The sequence below is a fragment of the Salmonella sp. SJTUF15570 genome (assembly GCF_043357055.1).
Taxonomy (GTDB): domain Bacteria; phylum Pseudomonadota; class Gammaproteobacteria; order Enterobacterales; family Enterobacteriaceae; genus Salmonella; species Salmonella enterica.
The window spans coordinates 111967-127525 of sequence record NZ_JBEUKJ010000002.1 but is presented as its reverse complement, the minus strand read 5'-3'; the positions used below and the strand labels follow the sequence as shown (position 1 = coordinate 127525).

The 15559-nt window shown below is 46.6% G+C and carries 15 protein-coding genes and 1 pseudogene; 6 read left to right on the top strand and 10 right to left on the bottom strand.

Annotated elements, in window-relative coordinates; translation table 11 throughout:
- Positions 1-10 precede the first annotated feature (10 nt).
- Positions 11-1468 (top strand): multidrug efflux transporter outer membrane subunit MdsC, encoded by a 1458-nt coding sequence (gene mdsC / locus ABVN44_RS04230; RefSeq protein ID WP_001533995.1) that lies wholly within the window; start codon positions 11-13, stop codon positions 1466-1468.
- 69 nt (positions 1469-1537) lie between these two features.
- Here mdsC and ABVN44_RS04225 read toward each other — a convergent pair whose 3' ends face one another.
- The 9 genes and pseudogenes from ABVN44_RS04225 to ABVN44_RS04185 all read right to left on the bottom strand — a co-directional run bounded on the left by ABVN44_RS04225 (position 1538) and on the right by ABVN44_RS04185 (position 8288).
- Positions 1538-1897 carry a DUF4156 domain-containing protein gene (locus ABVN44_RS04225; protein WP_000722978.1) on the bottom strand — a complete coding sequence of 120 codons (360 nt, stop codon included), beginning with the start codon at positions 1895-1897 and terminating at the stop codon, positions 1538-1540.
- 57 nt (positions 1898-1954) lie between these two features.
- Entirely contained in the window at positions 1955-2179 is a 225-nt protein-coding gene (locus ABVN44_RS04220) for a membrane protein (protein ID WP_000737127.1), read from the bottom strand.
- A 10-nt stretch (positions 2180-2189) separates the two neighbouring features.
- Positions 2190-2831 carry a helix-turn-helix transcriptional regulator gene (locus ABVN44_RS04215; protein ID WP_000610827.1) on the bottom strand — a complete coding sequence of 214 codons (642 nt, stop codon included), beginning with the start codon at positions 2829-2831 and terminating at the stop codon, positions 2190-2192.
- A gap of 143 nt (positions 2832-2974) precedes the next feature.
- Positions 2975-3499 (bottom strand): Ail/Lom family outer membrane beta-barrel protein, encoded by a 525-nt coding sequence (locus ABVN44_RS04210; protein ID WP_000830237.1) that lies wholly within the window; start codon positions 3497-3499, stop codon positions 2975-2977.
- Positions 3500-3900: 401 nt separating this feature from the next.
- Positions 3901-4389, bottom strand: coding sequence for a hypothetical protein (locus ABVN44_RS04205; protein ID WP_000545419.1), 489 nt, complete (start codon positions 4387-4389; stop codon positions 3901-3903).
- A complete protein-coding gene (locus tag ABVN44_RS04200) occupies positions 4362-5105 on the bottom strand; it encodes a transcriptional regulator (RefSeq protein WP_023231385.1) in 744 nt (247 codons plus the stop codon). The genes ABVN44_RS04205 and ABVN44_RS04200 overlap by 28 nt, the downstream gene beginning before the upstream one ends.
- 99 nt (positions 5106-5204) lie before the next feature.
- On the bottom strand, positions 5205-6779 hold the full coding sequence (locus ABVN44_RS04195; RefSeq protein WP_072103694.1) for an EAL domain-containing protein: 1575 nt from the start codon (positions 6777-6779) through the stop codon (positions 5205-5207).
- Positions 6780-7280: 501 nt separating this feature from the next.
- Positions 7281-7581 (bottom strand): annotated as a pseudogene (locus ABVN44_RS04190) (hypothetical protein).
- The gene (locus tag ABVN44_RS04185; protein WP_159314414.1) at positions 7554-8288 is read right to left on the bottom strand and encodes a hypothetical protein; all 735 of its coding nucleotides are present in this window, start codon (positions 8286-8288) and stop codon (positions 7554-7556) included. The pseudogene ABVN44_RS04190 and the gene ABVN44_RS04185 overlap by 28 nt, the downstream one beginning before the upstream one ends.
- Positions 8289-8951: 663 nt before the next feature.
- Between ABVN44_RS04185 and ABVN44_RS04180 the strand changes: the two genes are divergently transcribed.
- The 5 genes from ABVN44_RS04180 to stbE all read left to right on the top strand — a co-directional run bounded on the left by ABVN44_RS04180 (position 8952) and on the right by stbE (position 14922).
- On the top strand, positions 8952-9488 hold the full coding sequence (locus ABVN44_RS04180) for a fimbrial protein (protein ID WP_000062033.1): 537 nt from the start codon (positions 8952-8954) through the stop codon (positions 9486-9488).
- A 61-nt stretch (positions 9489-9549) separates the two neighbouring features.
- Positions 9550-10311: a fimbrial biogenesis chaperone StbB gene (stbB, locus tag ABVN44_RS04175; RefSeq protein ID WP_000781485.1), complete on the top strand. Its 762-nt coding sequence runs from the start codon at positions 9550-9552 to the stop codon at positions 10309-10311.
- A complete protein-coding gene (locus ABVN44_RS04170) occupies positions 10295-12868 on the top strand; it encodes a fimbrial outer membrane usher protein (protein WP_023231383.1) in 2574 nt (857 codons plus the stop codon). Before stbB ends, ABVN44_RS04170 begins: the two co-directional genes overlap by 17 nt.
- 4 nt (positions 12869-12872) lie before the next feature.
- Positions 12873-14198 (top strand): fimbrial usher protein StbD, encoded by a 1326-nt coding sequence (gene stbD, locus ABVN44_RS04165; protein ID WP_023221527.1) that lies wholly within the window; start codon positions 12873-12875, stop codon positions 14196-14198.
- Positions 14164-14922 carry a fimbrial biogenesis chaperone StbE gene (stbE, locus tag ABVN44_RS04160; protein ID WP_023231382.1) on the top strand — a complete coding sequence of 253 codons (759 nt, stop codon included), beginning with the start codon at positions 14164-14166 and terminating at the stop codon, positions 14920-14922. The genes stbD and stbE overlap by 35 nt, the downstream gene beginning before the upstream one ends.
- A 47-nt stretch (positions 14923-14969) precedes the next feature.
- Here the strand turns inward: stbE and ABVN44_RS04155 are convergent, their stop codons facing one another.
- Positions 14970-15368, bottom strand: a complete 399-nt coding sequence (locus ABVN44_RS04155) for a hypothetical protein (RefSeq protein WP_023231381.1) — start codon at positions 15366-15368, stop codon at positions 14970-14972.
- Positions 15369-15559: the final 191 nt, after the last annotated feature.

Sequence of the window (15559 nt, the reverse complement as noted above, 5' to 3'; positions counted from 1 at the left end):
GAATGGCATAATGAAGATCACTTTTACAGGCTATCGGCAGACCGCCACGCTGGCGACGCTTGCTTTCGTCACCACGCTTGCTGGCTGTACGATGGCGCCGAAGCACGAACGCCCCGCATCGCCGACTGCGATGGTCTATCCCTACGCAACGTCAACCGTTTCTGGCGCGCCGGATGCCGCTGACATTGGCTGGCGTGATTTCTTCCACGATCCGCTTCTACAGGAACTGATCGCGATCGCGTTACGCAATAATCGGGATTTACGCAAGGCAGGGCTCAATGTTGAAGCCGCCCGGGCGTTATACCGTATTCAGCGCGCGGAGATGCTGCCGACGCTCGGCATCGCCACCGCCATGGACGCCGGTCGCACTCCCGCCGATCTCAGCGTCACGGACGAGCCTGAGATTAACCGACGCTACGAGATGGCTGGGGCGACGACGGCCTGGGAACTGGATCTCTGGGGGCGAGTGCGAAGCCTTAGCGACCAGGCATTAGCCGCCTATATGGCGCTTGATGAGACGTACATTGCGGCGCGAATGAGCCTGGTTTCCGAAGTCGCCAGCGCCTGGCTGACGCTACGGGCTGACCGGGAGCTGCTGCGCTTAACCGAAGATACGCTGGCCGCGCAAAAAAGTTCATACACATTGACAACCCAGCTTGCCCGGACAGGCAACGCCACACAGCTCGATCTGCGTATGGCGGAGATCGCGCTGCGTTCTGCGGAAATCAATCGCGCGGCGTATACGCGACAGTTGGCGCGGGATCGTAACGCGCTTGAATTGCTGTTGGGCCAGCCGCTCACGCCTGAACTGTCGCGTCGACTAAACGAAGCGGTCACGCTTACGGAAGGCGCGATCCCGACCACACTGCCAGGCGGATTACCGTCAGATCTGCTGGTACGCCGCCCGGATATTCGCGCCGCCGAGTACAGGCTGCGTGGCGCAAACGCCCGGATAGGCGCAGCGCGCGCCGCCTTCTTCCCGACCATCAGCCTGACAGGCGCGGCGGGAACGGCCAGCGCGTCTCTTAGCGGACTCTTTGAACCGGGATCGGGAAGCTGGCGTTTTCTACCGCAAATCACCTTGCCTCTCTTTCACGGCGGCGCATTACGCGCTGACCTGGATAGGGCGCATGTCCAAAAACAGATTGAAATCGCCAGGTATGAAAACGTTATTCAGCAAGCCTTTCGCGACGTGGCGGATGGTCTGGCGGGACAGCGTACGCTGAATGACCAGGTGCAATCAGAACAACGCGCGGTTGAAGCCAGTCAAATCGCCTATGAGCTGGCCGGACTCCGTTTTCAGGAAGGCGTCGATGACTACCTTACGCTGCTTGATACCCATCGTATGCTTTATGGCGCGCAACAGCGCCTGGTACGCACACGGCTCATGCAACAGCTAAATATCATTAATCTGTATAAAGCATTAGGCGGCGGTTGGCGGGAATACAGCGAGAAAAAGCAAGGTTAGCCCAAATAGCGCGCGCGTCGCCAGTGCGGCGCGCGCGCTAAACAGGCATATATTGCCTGCAAAATAAGGTTAACGAGGGCAACGATAAACGTTCCCGCTTAACGTGACATTGGTTTGTTTGCTTGAGCCAGAACCGTGCCATGAACTTCCTGTCTGGCCTGCACGCTGGGTTAACAGGACTACCGTATTTCCGCCCATTTTATAAGCTTTGTTTTTCAGATCGTTACGGGCCCCCGTTTCCAGGTTACTGTTGGAAGTCCAGCCACCGGTAAAGAAATTCCCCTGGCTGCCCGTGATATCCCCTAAGTAGCTGCATTCCTTACCTGGCTCGCTGGTCATCACCCGTACCTGTTCAGCGCCATAATTCAACGAATTAGCGCTACATGCGGTTAAAGCCAAGCCGACGAAACATACTAAGATCTTTTTCATACTAATACCTGGTCTATTAATCATTAAATAATAACGCGTTCTTGCTTCTGAACGCCGTCAAGGAACTATATTTAAGATGTAACGAATGTCTTTCATTTGCTGAAGAAAAGTCTCTGTCATGATGCTATCATGTATGCTTGAGGCTATTTCTTGTTCAGTTTTTTCAATATGCTCTCTGAGCCTTATTTTTGTTTTTTCGTCAAGCGCCGAGATAAGTATCTTAATGGCAAGCAGCATAGTAGGATTGATGCTTTCACACTCTCTCATCGTTAACTTTTTCATCTTGTTTGCTTCAAGCCTGATCGGCGTTTTTGTCTACACGGCAAATTTTAGATGCGAAGATATGGCGACTTCTTTGGTAAATAAATAGCAAATGGAAAAAGCGTTTGAAGCCATATTTACGACAGATACGCAATCTATGAATGTACAAAGTCTTACGACTCATGCCATAGCTACTGGCGATCTGACTCATCGACTTTTTATATAAAAAGTGCCATAACAACTCCTCCTCCTTTTTTGTCAACGGCGCAAGTTCACCGACCGCTACTTCGTTTGCACAAGCGTATTTAATGAAATGCTCAATAAAAACAGGCTTTGCCAAATCGGGATCGATATCAGGATCTCTATCGCAGCCATGTGGATAAAGTTTTCCAATATCTCTGCGCGTGAGCCAGATTCGACGAGCATGTGGATAATGCTGCATGAGCGCCTTAAAACCTTTCCAGACCCCCTGAATCAAAACTCGTCCATCAATAATAATTATGATATCTTCGCTAGCTGATATCTGACACGAATTATATTCTCCATTGAGTGGGAACATAAAGCACTTCCCATCCTCAAAGAGTGAAGCGATGCCTAAATAAGTATAATAATCATCCGTTAAAACTATACCTATCGTTTTTAACGGAAGTTGTTCCGATAGTGAATTTATCATAATTTCATCAATAGAATAACGCTACGGTGAGTGTTTTATCTTCCTCTTAAGATTACCTGAGCGCTCATAACCATCCCTATTCTGTAGCAGCGCCATATTATTTTTAATTCCTTGCCATAAACGTAACGCTTATACTTTTAATATCAGAAGCGATAACCTACGCTGACACCAAATGTATTGGTATCCACAGCGAAGAAACGACTGGCTTCCCATGATGCATCGATAGATATACTCTTAACTGGATTAAATATTACGCCAGCGCCGTAGGCAAAGGAGTCTTCTTTTGAGTGTTTATTAAATTTCATCGTCGCTATACCCGCATTGCCGTACAGGCTCACATAGTCATTAAAACGATATGTTGGTCCAAACATCAAAGAACCATAGTCCACAGAATCGGAACCATTTTTATGCAATTTCCCCTCTTTCCAGGTGTAATTCTCCATTTCATTGCGCGTCGCGGTGAATGAGCCTAACATCCCCCAGGTCTCATTGAACTCGTAACGATATTTAAAATTAAAGCCTCGCAGATCTTTGCTATCGCTATTTTTCAATGAACTGAGATGAGTTTGTGCATAACCAAACGATACGGTGTGCTGATCGTTAGCCAAAGCTAAAGGTGACGCTAATAATAAACCTAAAAAAACAAGGAACGAAGACCGTCTTTTCATTAAAACCACTCCATTTTTGATATATAATTAAGGCGGTACCGGAACTTATGGCACACAAATAGCATTTAGATTAAGAGCACCTAATGCGCTTATTACCAGTCATGCCAACTGCGGAGGTAATATAACCTGATATATTCGATAATGGATATGAAATCAGTCTTACAGAGTTCTTACTTTTTTATTAATGGCGGATTCATAGTTGCTTCAGACCCGATCCTGGCATCACATCCGTCAGGCGGACAGCGAGAGGTTATCAGCGAGTATCAGTCACCTCCTTGAAGAGTTAAAAATTCATAACTAATTGTTTTATATGTATTTTAATTGATTATTGAGTTAACCTTTACCCTTGCGGAGGGCAATTTCGCAACTCGCTGTCTGACGCATTCAGACAACATTCAGATCTACTGCGCGGTACAAACGTTATAAAGCTGCCGATTAAGAGAATAAAAAAAGGTTTTCTCACCCACTTTAGATATTCGAATCTCATTAGCCGCTTCCGGATGCAGAACCCGTAAATATGATAACAGATCGCCAGCCGTGTCCGTGGCAAAGACTTTTACCTGGGATACTTCGAACGTATAAACACCAGGCGCTGTTCGATGTAAATTTTTCATATACACGTCCCGGTATAATATTTTTACACCGTTATCTTTTGTTTTTATTTCATATTGAAGCGTAATTCTCTTCATCTTAAAATCAAGAACAAGACTGCCATCGGCATGGATATCTTTAGGTTGTATCGTCGTTACCGTTCTTGTCGTACATAAAAATTCATTAGTATTAATAGAACTATGGTTACTGTTTCGTACCCAAACTACCATCAGTACGACTGAAACAGCCAACATTCCAAGCGTCGCAACGCTTAATAACGTTCTTTTATGGAAATGCATTTCGGCTCCGCTATATCAAGTTGGTTAAGACACTGGACAAAAATATTTGTATTAGGAACGCGAATGTAATAAATGATTTTTCCGTTTTGTTTATGTATTTCATTACTCATCTCAGAGTACGCTTCAACGATATCCGTCAGATGGGTTTTATCATGCCCGACACTATAAAAAGTGTATCCATCATACGAACCCTGGAGGGTAAAGTAATCAATATTTTCACCCTTAACTTTATACATCATAAAAAACATCAGAAGCGCGGCCAGGCAAAAGTAGAGCCAATCTTTTCTATTCACAGCGCCCGGTATTGGGGTAATAATAGTGTCATCGTGCCGCACTTCAACCGTCGATACTTCTGTTTCAGCAACAGAAGGCAACGGCGTATTTTGCGCCTCATCACTCAACGGTTCAATGGAAACTGAGAGTAAAACACCCACGCGAGGACGAGTCACAACAGACGCCCCCTTAAGACCAATTTTATCAAATGATCCTCGTAGCTGGTTAATCAGTTTATAATAACTGGCATCAGAGACCACGACACCTTTGCGCCCCCAGACATAGTTAATTAAATCATCTTTTTTAAAAAGGCCTTCATGAAAAGCGATAAGCAAACTGCGTTCCGATTCAGATATCGTTATCGACTCTCCGGCGCAGGAAAGCGTCATTCGTTCACAATCAAGAATAACTCTTTTGTCAATCAGATAATTGTTCTGACTCATAAAAATATCCGCCCCAGTGCTATCACGTTTCTTCACGGCATAAACATATTACCAGGATATATCGCGCTATTGAATTTTTTTCCGTAGCGAGCTCCTGTATTATTCAGCCACCAGGCCACTCGCAGATTCGTTTTCCCCCTTGAGCAAACCATTTTGCCTCTGGGCCGACTTGCCAAGCCAGCTCATAAAGTCATTAGCCCCCATCGGCCTGGCATAAAGAAATCCCTGAACGAATCCTACCCCGTGGCTTAAGATGTAACGCAATTGGTGCTGGGTACTGACCCCTTCGGCAACCACATTGAGTCCCAGTCGCTGACTCAGCGTAATGATAGTATCCAGGACAGGAACATCATCGCTGCTGGTATCAATGGTATCGATAAACGTTCTGTCTATTTTAAGATAGTCTACAGGTAATTGTTGGAGATAGGAGAGTGAGCAATAGCCGGTCCCAAAATCATCAATCGCTATTAACACGCCTTTTTCACGGAGCGTTGAAAGTTTTTCCGCGACCTGTGAAGGTTCTACAATCAGGCTACGTTCGGTGAGCTCCAACATAAGCGTTATCGTTCCCAAACGAGTCCTGAGCGCCTCTATATCTTGTATAAAACCGTCATCCATAAGATGCGCAGGCGATATATTTACGCTGATATAGAAATCATCCGGTACAGTCCAGTTTATCACGTCATGAGCAATCAGTTCGAACAGATGACGAGAGAGTGGAATAATCATGCCTTCATTTTCTGCGGCGGTAATAAAAATATCCGGGGTTATAAAACGGCCATCCGGTTGCGGCCAGCGCATTAGCGCCTCCACGCCACCGCAACTACCGTGTTTAACATTAAAAACAGGTTGATAATGTACCGTAAACTCATTGTGCGTTATTCCCCTGGCAATCTCCCGGGCCAGAGATAAACGTTTTAAATACCAGCGCCTGTAGAACAACATCATCCCTACAGAAAGACACAATGACAGCGGAACAAAAATAAAAAGGTTTTGTAACCAGTATGCCGATAACGTTGAGAAGGGGGTTCGCACCATCAGCTGGATAGTGTGATCGGTTGAGGCGAACCGCTGCGTTAAAAACGCCTTACCGCGCAACGTCGCAGCGCTGGTAATCGCCTCCCCTGCGCCGAATGTCAGGCTAAAGGCTGATGCTCTCTCTGCTGCCAATATCTCCATGAGCTCCTGGACATACTGCGAATCCACAATGACGAAGGCCGCTTTATTCGCTGCTACTTTTTTCACATAAACCACAACAAGGCGATCGGGTCCTTCGGCCATACTACCGATAGATCGCAACCACCGTTCCGGATAAGAAGCAGGTAAAGAAAGCCCTGCCAGCCGGGAAAAATGATAGCGTTCGGTTCCTGTGACAAAGGAGCAAGTGATATCACCATTTTCCAGAAACCCAATGTCACGGACATAAGGAGTGAAGGCCCGCGTTCTGGACAGTTCTTTCAGCGTATCAGTACAGGAACTCTCAGCCAGTCTGGCGGCTTTTCCGGCGACTTGCCAGGAGGCGGCAGATATATCCGCGCTAAACCGCAGCAGCGTATTGGCGCTGACGGCGATATCTCGTTTTAGCTGGAAGATACCCGCGAGTAACCCCACCAATATCATTACGATCAGTGGAACGGCAATAAACAACATCAGAAATAGCTTTCTTACTTTCAAATCATTGCCCTCTTACCGGCCTTCCTTTTGCCACTGTACGCTTTTATAGGATAACTAAAGTAACATTAATATAGAAAAGCAATATTGAGAGATAGGTTATACGTTCTTAATGATAGCAAGATGGCACTCCCTGTGCCGAAAATAGACAAGAAAATATCAATACCCAACAGGTGCAGGATACTATCGTTAAAATAAGCGATAGCAGATATCTAAATTCAATATGTTAGCCAGATGCCAGGTTCGCTGCCTGATGAGGCATAACCATCACGGAACGAATTCCCATCAATACAGGGATTATTGGCTACAACTCAACGTTACTACTGGTGGTACACACATTATACAAATGTCGATTAAGCGAAAACATGTAGGTATTTTTCCCAATTTTGACCATCTTTAACTCATTAATCGTACCAGGCTGTAACAGTCTCAACCAGGAAAACAAATCGCCAGCAGTATCAGACTCAAAAGTCTTAACTGAATTGACTTTAAAAGTAAATGTTTTCATACCCGTTCTGCGCAGTTTGCTGATGCAGATATCACGAAAAAAAAGCCGTTTCTCTTTCGTATCGGTAGTAACATCGTAGTGCAGGGTAATCCTGCCGGATTTAAGATCCAGCACAAGCCCACCATCCATGTACAATTTTCGTGGTTCAATATACGCTTCTGATTTTGTCGTGCATATAAGATTATTGGTTCTATAAGAGTCACGATTTACCCACTCAAGCGCTATTACCGATCCGATTGCGACAATGGCGATAAATATTACAAATATAATCAGTAACGTTCTTTTACTGTAATACATTTTGGCACCGCCATTTCAACAGGATTTAAGCATTGCAGAAAAATATTCATATTAGGCTCCCTGATATAATAAAGATGGCGTCCATTTTGCCGGTAAATTTTAATTTTCAGAGAGTTAAAAGCAAAAACTACTTCACTTAATGTGACCTTATCCTCTTTTGTTTTATAGATTGCATAATCGTTATATTCGCCAAGATATGTAAAAAAACTATCAGGGCTGTTACGAACAGGCGCTTTATATATAGTAAATACACCATAGAGCAATGCCAGAAGAATGGCTCCTGTTAATACCACAAATACGCTGTGACGTTTAATTTTGTAAAATATGTTCTCCCGAGTCGGGGAGCCTTTAACGTTTTCATCACTCACCTTTAGGGAGGTGATTTTTTTTATAGGTTCAATGGCAACAGACAGCGATACCCCCACCCGAGGGCGAGTTACGATATCAGATGGCTGTAGACCGATGCTACTAAACTCATTTCTCATTTGATTAATGAGTTTATAGTAACTTGATTCTGAGACGCAGCCTCCACGATTTTCCCAAACAAAATGAATAATATCTTCTTTTTTGTAAAGACCATGCCAAAAAGCAAGAAGCAGATGGGTCTCAGCTTCTGATATTCTGATTATCTCATTACCATGCGATAAGGTCATCTTCGTACTATCAAATACAACACGCTTATCAAGTAAAAATATGCTTTCATTCATGACAATCCTAAAGGTAACTGCATCCATCATTCAGACGACATATTATCATGCTCAAAAAAGAATTCAGCCCCCTAATTAACCTGAGTTTAACTTATAAGTCTCACTTATAGTAAACAATAATTGACACAAGTATTACCTGCACATTACAAATCAAACAGTTATAGGTAAATCTGAACACTTTTCTTTACCTTAACGCAAACTCAGGAAACTTCTGAAAGGCCAAAAGTAAGAAAAAAGTAAGACTAATTATACTGTTTCAGAAGCACATTTCAGAAAATTTACCTTAATCTCACCATCGTATTATCCATCGGGAGGTTTAACTGATGCGGATTTTACATAGCAAAAATGAGCAGGTTTGTATTGCAACATAGTCTATCTATTCAGACGCGGAGAGAATTGTTACCGGATTACACTCAATCAAATGATAACACTATCAGTTGTACTAATGAGATGTATGGACGAAAGCGCTTATCGCTCTATTTCATGATAAGAGAAATAAGTCTGTTTGTTTTATATCGCATTATCAATAGTCAGGAGGGTATAGCTCACATCCAAAAATAGAGTTAATGATCGTTATTTTTACCACTCCTCCATAAGCACGAAACATTCGGGCGAATTGCACTCGTCCTGAAAAAGTAAAGATTAATACAGGAACATTATCATATGTCTATGAAAAAATATTTAGCAATGATCACAGGCTCGCTTCTTGTCTCCAGCAGCGCGATGGCTGTTTCTGATAACACCATCACCTTTCAAGGGGAAGTCTCTGATGAAACATGCTCTGTCGTGATTAATGGTAATCAGGCTAAACCCGTCGTGTTATTGCCAACAGTAAGTACTAAAGATTTATCAGAACAAGGGAAAACTGCGGGGCCAATAACGTTTGATATTGGGCTGTCCGGGTGTACCGGCTCTAAGGACAAAACAACAAAAATTTCCACTGTCTTTGTCGGTAATCAGGTCACCAGTAACGGTAACCTGGGTAATACTGGCAGCGCGAAAAATGTTGAAGTCCAATTACTCGACACTTCAGGGGAGCCAATCAATCTGACCGGCGGCTTTACTGGCGACGGCGACCTACAGCTGGAACCAAATGCTTCTGAAGCGAGCGCGACTTATACCGCGCGGTATTACTCTACCGGGAAAGCAGAGGCTGGGACAGTCGCTGCCACCCTTCAATACGCCGTTTCGTATAAATAATTGTCGCTACGGTCTGGCGTTGAAACGCCAGACCATTTTCAATCGCCAGGGAGTTGTTGAGATGAAAATGGATACCCGACATTCCGCATTATATTACTTAATAGTTTTTCTATTCCTGGCCCTACCCGCCACAGCATCGTGGGCGAGCGTTACTATTTTGGGTAGCCGAATAATTTACCCATCAACAGCCTCCTCCGTAGATGTGCAGTTAAAAAATAATGATGCAATACCTTATATCGTACAAACCTGGTTTGATGATGGCGATATGAATACCAGCCCGGAAAATAGCAGCGCGATGCCGTTTATTGCCACGCCGCCAGTATTTCGTATTCAACCCAAAGCAGGCCAGGTGGTACGCGTAATTTATAACAACACAAAAAAATTGCCGCAGGATCGTGAATCAGTATTCTGGTTTAACGTATTACAGGTACCACCAACGAATATTGGCAGCGACAGCGGGCAAAATAAAATGTTGGTGATGCTGCGCTCAAGAATAAAACTTTTCTATCGTCCTGACGGGCTAGGTAAACCTGATAATCTGGCGAAAAAACTACAGATTAAAACGGTAAATAAGGGTTCCGGAAAAAGCGGTATTGTTATTGTTAATCCGCAGCCCTGGTTTGCCTCTTTAAGTAACCTGAATGTAAAAGTGAACGGCGCTTCGTATAACCTGGATGCTGACATGATTGCCCCTTTCTCCAGTCAAACCTGGTGGCTGCCGGGCAAACGGTCACTCAAATCCTTCTCCGGTACAGTCACCGTTACTTTGGTTAACGACCTGGGCGCAAGGATAAGCGAGAGCTACGATGTCCCCCACCATTAATTTGAACCGCAAAAGCCTTGCGCTATTGATCGCCATAGTTTGCTCAGGCTCCGCGCAGGGTGAAGAGTATTATTTTGATCCTGCGCTACTTCAGGGGGCCACTTACGGACAAAATATTGCCCGTTTTAATGAACAGCAAACGCCTTCCGGAGACTATCTTGCCGACGTTTACGTTAATGGCACGCTGGTAGCCTCGAGCACTAATATTCGATTTAATGCTGTAAAAGAGGGTCAACAAGCTGAACCCTGCCTGCCCTTATCGGTGATGAAAGCGGCACAGATAAAATCACTCCCCGCGACCGACGCTGCGACCGACGCTGCGACCGAGTGTCGCCCGCTCAGGGAGTGGGTGCCTCATGCCGGTTGGCAGTTTGATAGCGCCACGCTTCGCCTGTTGCTGACGATTCCAATGACCGAACTTACGCACAAACCGCGCGGTTATATCTCCCCTTCAGAGTGGGATAGCGGCGCGCTGGCGCTGTTTTTACGCCATAACACAAACTGGACCCACACCGAAAATACCGACAGCCATTATCGCTACCAATACTTATGGAGCGGTTTAAACATGGGCGTTAACCTCGGACTTTGGCAGGTCCGTCATCAAAGTAATCTGCGCTATGCCAATAGCAACCAGAGCGGAAGCGCCTGGCGCTATAATAGCGTTCGAACCTGGGTGCAAAGACCTGTCGCGTCTATTAACAGTATCCTGTCGCTGGGCGATAGCTATACGGACTCCAGCTTATTCGGCAGTCTGTCTTTTAACGGAGCTAAACTAGTCACCGACGAGCGGATGCGCCCGCAGGGCAAACGCGGTTATGCGCCGGAAGTTCGGGGCGTAGCGGCCAGTAGCGCGCACGTGGTAGTAAAACAACTGGGGAAAGTGATTTATGAAACCAACGTTCCGCCGGGCCCATTTTATATTGACGATCTGTACAACACCCGTTATCAAGGCGATCTGGAGGTAGAGGTTATCGAGGCCAGCGGTAAAACCTCACGTTTCACCGTGCCTTATTCTTCCGTGCCGGATTCGGTACGTCCCGGTAACTGGCACTATTCGCTGGCCTTCGGCAGGGTTCGTCAGTACTACGATATTGAAAATCGTTTCTTTGAGGGAACGTTCCAGCACGGCGTTAATAACACCATTACTCTCAACCTCGGTTCACGAATTGCGCAGCGTTACCAGGCATGGCTGGCGGGCGGCGTCTGGGCCACCGGTATGGGCGCGTTCGGCCTTAACGCCACCTGGTCGAATGCGCGCGCAGAGCATAACGATCGCCAGCAAGGCTGGCGCGCGGAACTCAGTTACAGCAAAACGTTTACCACCGGCACTAACCTGGTACTGGCGGCTTATCGTTATTCAACCAACGGCTTTCGCGATCTTCAGGACGTGCTCGGCGTACGCCGGGAAGCAAAAACGGGGATTGATTACTACTCCGACACGCTGCATCAGCGCAATCGCCTGTCCGCGACGGTAAGCCAGCCGTTAGGACGGCTTGGCACGCTTAACCTCAGCGCCAGCACCGCAGACTACTACAATAACCAATCGCGTATAACACAGCTACAAATGGGGTATAGCAACCAGTGGCGGAATATAAGCTACGGGGTGAATATCGCACGACAGCGCACCACCTGGGATTACGATCGCTTTTATCACGGCGTTAACGAACCACTGGACGTGAGTAGCCGACAAAAATATACCGAAACCACAATGTCGTTTAATGTCTCTATACCGCTGGATTGGGGCGAAAACAGAACGTCTGTCGCCATGAATTATAACCAGTCCAGTCAAAGCCGTTCCTCAACCGTATCCATGACCGGCAGTAGCGGTGAAAACAGCGACCTGTCATGGTCGGTTTATGGCGGCTACGAGCGTTATCGCAATAGTAATAGCGATAGCAGCGCGCCAACGACGTTTGGCGGTAATCTACAACAAAACACCCGGTTTGGCGCACTTCGCGCCAACTATGACCAGGGTGATAACTATCGTCAGGAAGGACTGGGCGCGTCCGGCACCCTGGTACTCCACCCTGGCGGTCTGACGGCTGGCCCCTATACCAGCGATACCTTTGCGCTTATTCATGCCGATGGCGCGCAGGGCGCGATCGTACAAAATGGCCAGGGCGCTGTGGTTGATCGCTTTGGTTACGCCATTCTGCCTTCGTTATCTCCTTACCGCGTCAATAACGTTACGCTCGACACCCGTAAGATGCGCAGCGATGCCGAACTGACGGGAGGAAGTCAGCAGATTGTGCCGTATGCCGGCGCCATCGCGCGTGTCAATTTCGCCACTATCAGCGGCAAAGCAGTGCTGATCTCCGTGAAGATGCCGGATGGCGGCATACCGCCAATGGGCGCTGATGTTTTCAACGGTGAAGGCACAAACATCGGCATGGTCGGCCAGAGTGGGCAGATTTATGCCCGTATCGCCCATCCGTCGGGTTCTCTACTGGTGCGCTGGGGAACAGGGGCAAACCAGCGTTGCCGGGTTGCCTACCAACTCGATCTTCACACCAAAGAACCGTTTCTCTATCTGAACAAAATCTGCGAGAAGGAATAGCACAATGCTTTTTAGTTTCCGAACGCTATTGTTTATCACCAGCCTGTTCGTCAGCGCCGGAACATGGTCTTCATGTATCAAAGTCACCGATAAGAGCGCGCTCTCTGACGCGGCGATAAAAGCGGGCTACACGGCGCAAAACTGGATCGGCGCAACTGACACAAATACCGGTAATATCGGTTTGCCAACGGTGATTAGCATCAGTAATAGTGAAACATTTCAACCCTCCGGCACACTATTGGCCAGTGGGATCGGTAACTTCCTGACGGCCGCCACCGAAACGCCCTATTCCAGTAAACAGGTACTTTACCGCTGCGATACCGCCGATGCCGGGAAGCTCTATGAGATGTATTCGACAAATGGCGATAGCGCTTTTGCGGGGGCATTTTTTACTCCCGAAGTAGAAGGCGCCTATTATGATGTGGAGCGTAATGTTGCTGTCCGTATGACAAACCTCAGTACCGGCGAATATTACAGCCGTTTCTGGAAAGAACGCCAACTTACCGCAGACAGTTGGTTTCAGGATGACAAATATATTTATATTCCTGCCAGCGCGTTTAGCAACGTGCTATATGAGATGTTTAAAATTGACTCAAGAAAATATTTTGCCTACCAGAATCCAATGGACCGAGATACCTGGACGCAGCCTCGGGGTTATATCGCGTTTAAAGGCCCAGGCTTGATTACCGAGCGGATCAAAGCGGGACTGGATCATGCCAGCGATTATTATGGCTGGCCCAGCTATTGGCCCGGGGCATGGAGTACATATAATAGCGTCACCTATGTTCGCGGCGCGTTATGTAAAATCACAGATTATCCTGCGATCGTGAAAATTCCCCCTGTCGCCGTCGGCATATTAGCCGCCGGAGGCAATAGCCAGGCGCCTTTCCACGTCAGCCTGGAATGTGAGTCCGGCGCCGTGTCCAGTGCCCTCCCGTCCACCAGCGCCGCTAATGTCGCAATGGGGTTTGTCGTTAATCAACCCACCGCCGTGGCGGCGGCGCGTCGCCTGGGGCTAACCACATCCGCAGGCGGTCTGTCGTGGCTACTGGACACCCATTATGGCGAACCTGGCGTAGCTTCCGGAGTGGGTATCCGCATCTATAACGATGCCGGTACGCCGATTAACCTGTTACCCGATCGGATCAAGACAGGCACTGGCAACGCCCGAGGCTGGTATGGCTATAAAGATTTAACCACACGGGTATCATCCGGTTCAGTAGAAACCTACAGCGGTGATTTTACTGCCTCGCTTGAGGCGATCGGCGGACAAACAGTAACGGCAGGAAGCGTGAATGCGCAATTACAGGCAGTGGTTAGTTTTCAGTAAAGTCATATTAACGTTACTTGGGTTGACGGGATGGTATGGCCCGGCACAAGCCGCCGTTAATATTGACAGAACCCGAATTATTTTTGCTTCAGATGAGGTCGCTCAATCGTTGACATTATCCAACGATAATACAACGCCGATGCTGTTACAGGTATGGACCGACGCCGGAAACATTGACGCCTCTCCGGATAACAGCAAAACGCCGCTGGTGGCGCTGCCGCCGGTATTTAAAATGCAGCCAGGAGAACTGAGAACGCTTCGCCTGCTCCTGAGTTCCCGCCAGCAGCTGGCAACGGACCGGGAGAGTCTCTTCTGGCTAAACATTTATCAGATACCGCCAGTCACCCAGGACATTAAAAACCACCCGCGAAAACTGGTGTTACCGCTTCGTTTGAGGCTAAAAATTTTAATTCGCCCGACTGGGCTAAAAGCGCCCACGGAAGCGGAGGAGAAAAAATTACGCTTTATTGCTAAAGAGAATACTATACGGATAGTTAACCCCACCTCGTGGTATATGAGTTTAACACTAACGACGGACGACAAGAAAAGTATCGGCGATATCATGGTTGCGCCGAAAACAGCACGTGATGTGCCGCTAACACGCTCGCCAACGCCGGGAGCATCGATAAATTATGCAGTAATCAATGATTCCGGGAACTGGCGACAATATACCGCCATACTGGAAAAATATATTAGTAAGAGTGATTTTATTGCTGAGTTTTGATGGGAAATATTCAGGGATACGATCGTATCCCTGAGACAGGCCAGAATTCAGCATGTACCATTGTCAAAAATAGCATTAAGCTGATATTTTACTTTTTGCACGGCATCTTTGTTCTGTTGAGTTCCCTTCTCCTCAACAGACATATCCCATACTTTTTCATTATCTGATTCAATTAATGTGTAGAACGTATTATTATTACGCATCATATAACCGCGAAAATTATTTTCGATGCCCGTTGTCACAGGCTTAGCAGCCCCTGAAATAACAGACTCCGTCTCTTTATTGAAAAGCTGATATTGAATATTTGCGCAGTTTAAATCACAGGGAGAACATTTAAGATTTAAAACAAGCAGTATCGTGTTATTTTCAAAAACAAGGGCATAATGATTGCTGGCAGATGAACATAACGGGAATAGCGCGAGAAGGAGAATTATTATCAATTTCATATGCTTATATAGACTCCATCAAAGAAAACTTTCATTTCACGCCCCTGAGAATAGCGAAAGGCATACCATGCAGAACGAATGCTTTCCGAGCTGACGTCCTCATAGACATTTATACCATGCTCAGCAAGTATGCGAGAAAGAAAATGAGAAGATTGTTATGACAGAAAAGGTTGTAACGATAACAGGAACAA

Coding starts and splice junctions, on each gene's coding strand:
- stbB (WP_000781485.1), top strand. CDS start 9,550: ATGAAAATGGATACCCGACATTCCGCATTATATTACTTAATAGTTTTT.
- ABVN44_RS04205 (WP_000545419.1), bottom strand. CDS start 4,389: ATGCATTTCCATAAAAGAACGTTATTAAGCGTTGCGACGCTTGGAATG.
- ABVN44_RS04180 (WP_000062033.1), top strand. CDS start 8,952: ATGTCTATGAAAAAATATTTAGCAATGATCACAGGCTCGCTTCTTGTC.
- ABVN44_RS04225 (WP_000722978.1), bottom strand. CDS start 1,897: ATGAAAAAGATCTTAGTATGTTTCGTCGGCTTGGCTTTAACCGCATGT.
- ABVN44_RS04200 (WP_023231385.1), bottom strand. CDS start 5,105: ATGAGTCAGAACAATTATCTGATTGACAAAAGAGTTATTCTTGATTGT.
- ABVN44_RS04220 (WP_000737127.1), bottom strand. CDS start 2,179: ATGAAAAAGTTAACGATGAGAGAGTGTGAAAGCATCAATCCTACTATG.
- ABVN44_RS04155 (WP_023231381.1), bottom strand. CDS start 15,368: ATGAAATTGATAATAATTCTCCTTCTCGCGCTATTCCCGTTATGTTCA.
- ABVN44_RS04185 (WP_159314414.1), bottom strand. CDS start 8,288: ATGAATGAAAGCATATTTTTACTTGATAAGCGTGTTGTATTTGATAGT.
- ABVN44_RS04170 (WP_023231383.1), top strand. CDS start 10,295: ATGTCCCCCACCATTAATTTGAACCGCAAAAGCCTTGCGCTATTGATC.
- stbE (WP_023231382.1), top strand. CDS start 14,164: ATGCGCAATTACAGGCAGTGGTTAGTTTTCAGTAAAGTCATATTAACG.
- ABVN44_RS04215 (WP_000610827.1), bottom strand. CDS start 2,831: ATGATAAATTCACTATCGGAACAACTTCCGTTAAAAACGATAGGTATA.
- mdsC (WP_001533995.1), top strand. CDS start 11: ATGAAGATCACTTTTACAGGCTATCGGCAGACCGCCACGCTGGCGACG.
- stbD (WP_023221527.1), top strand. CDS start 12,873: ATGCTTTTTAGTTTCCGAACGCTATTGTTTATCACCAGCCTGTTCGTC.
- ABVN44_RS04210 (WP_000830237.1), bottom strand. CDS start 3,499: ATGAAAAGACGGTCTTCGTTCCTTGTTTTTTTAGGTTTATTATTAGCG.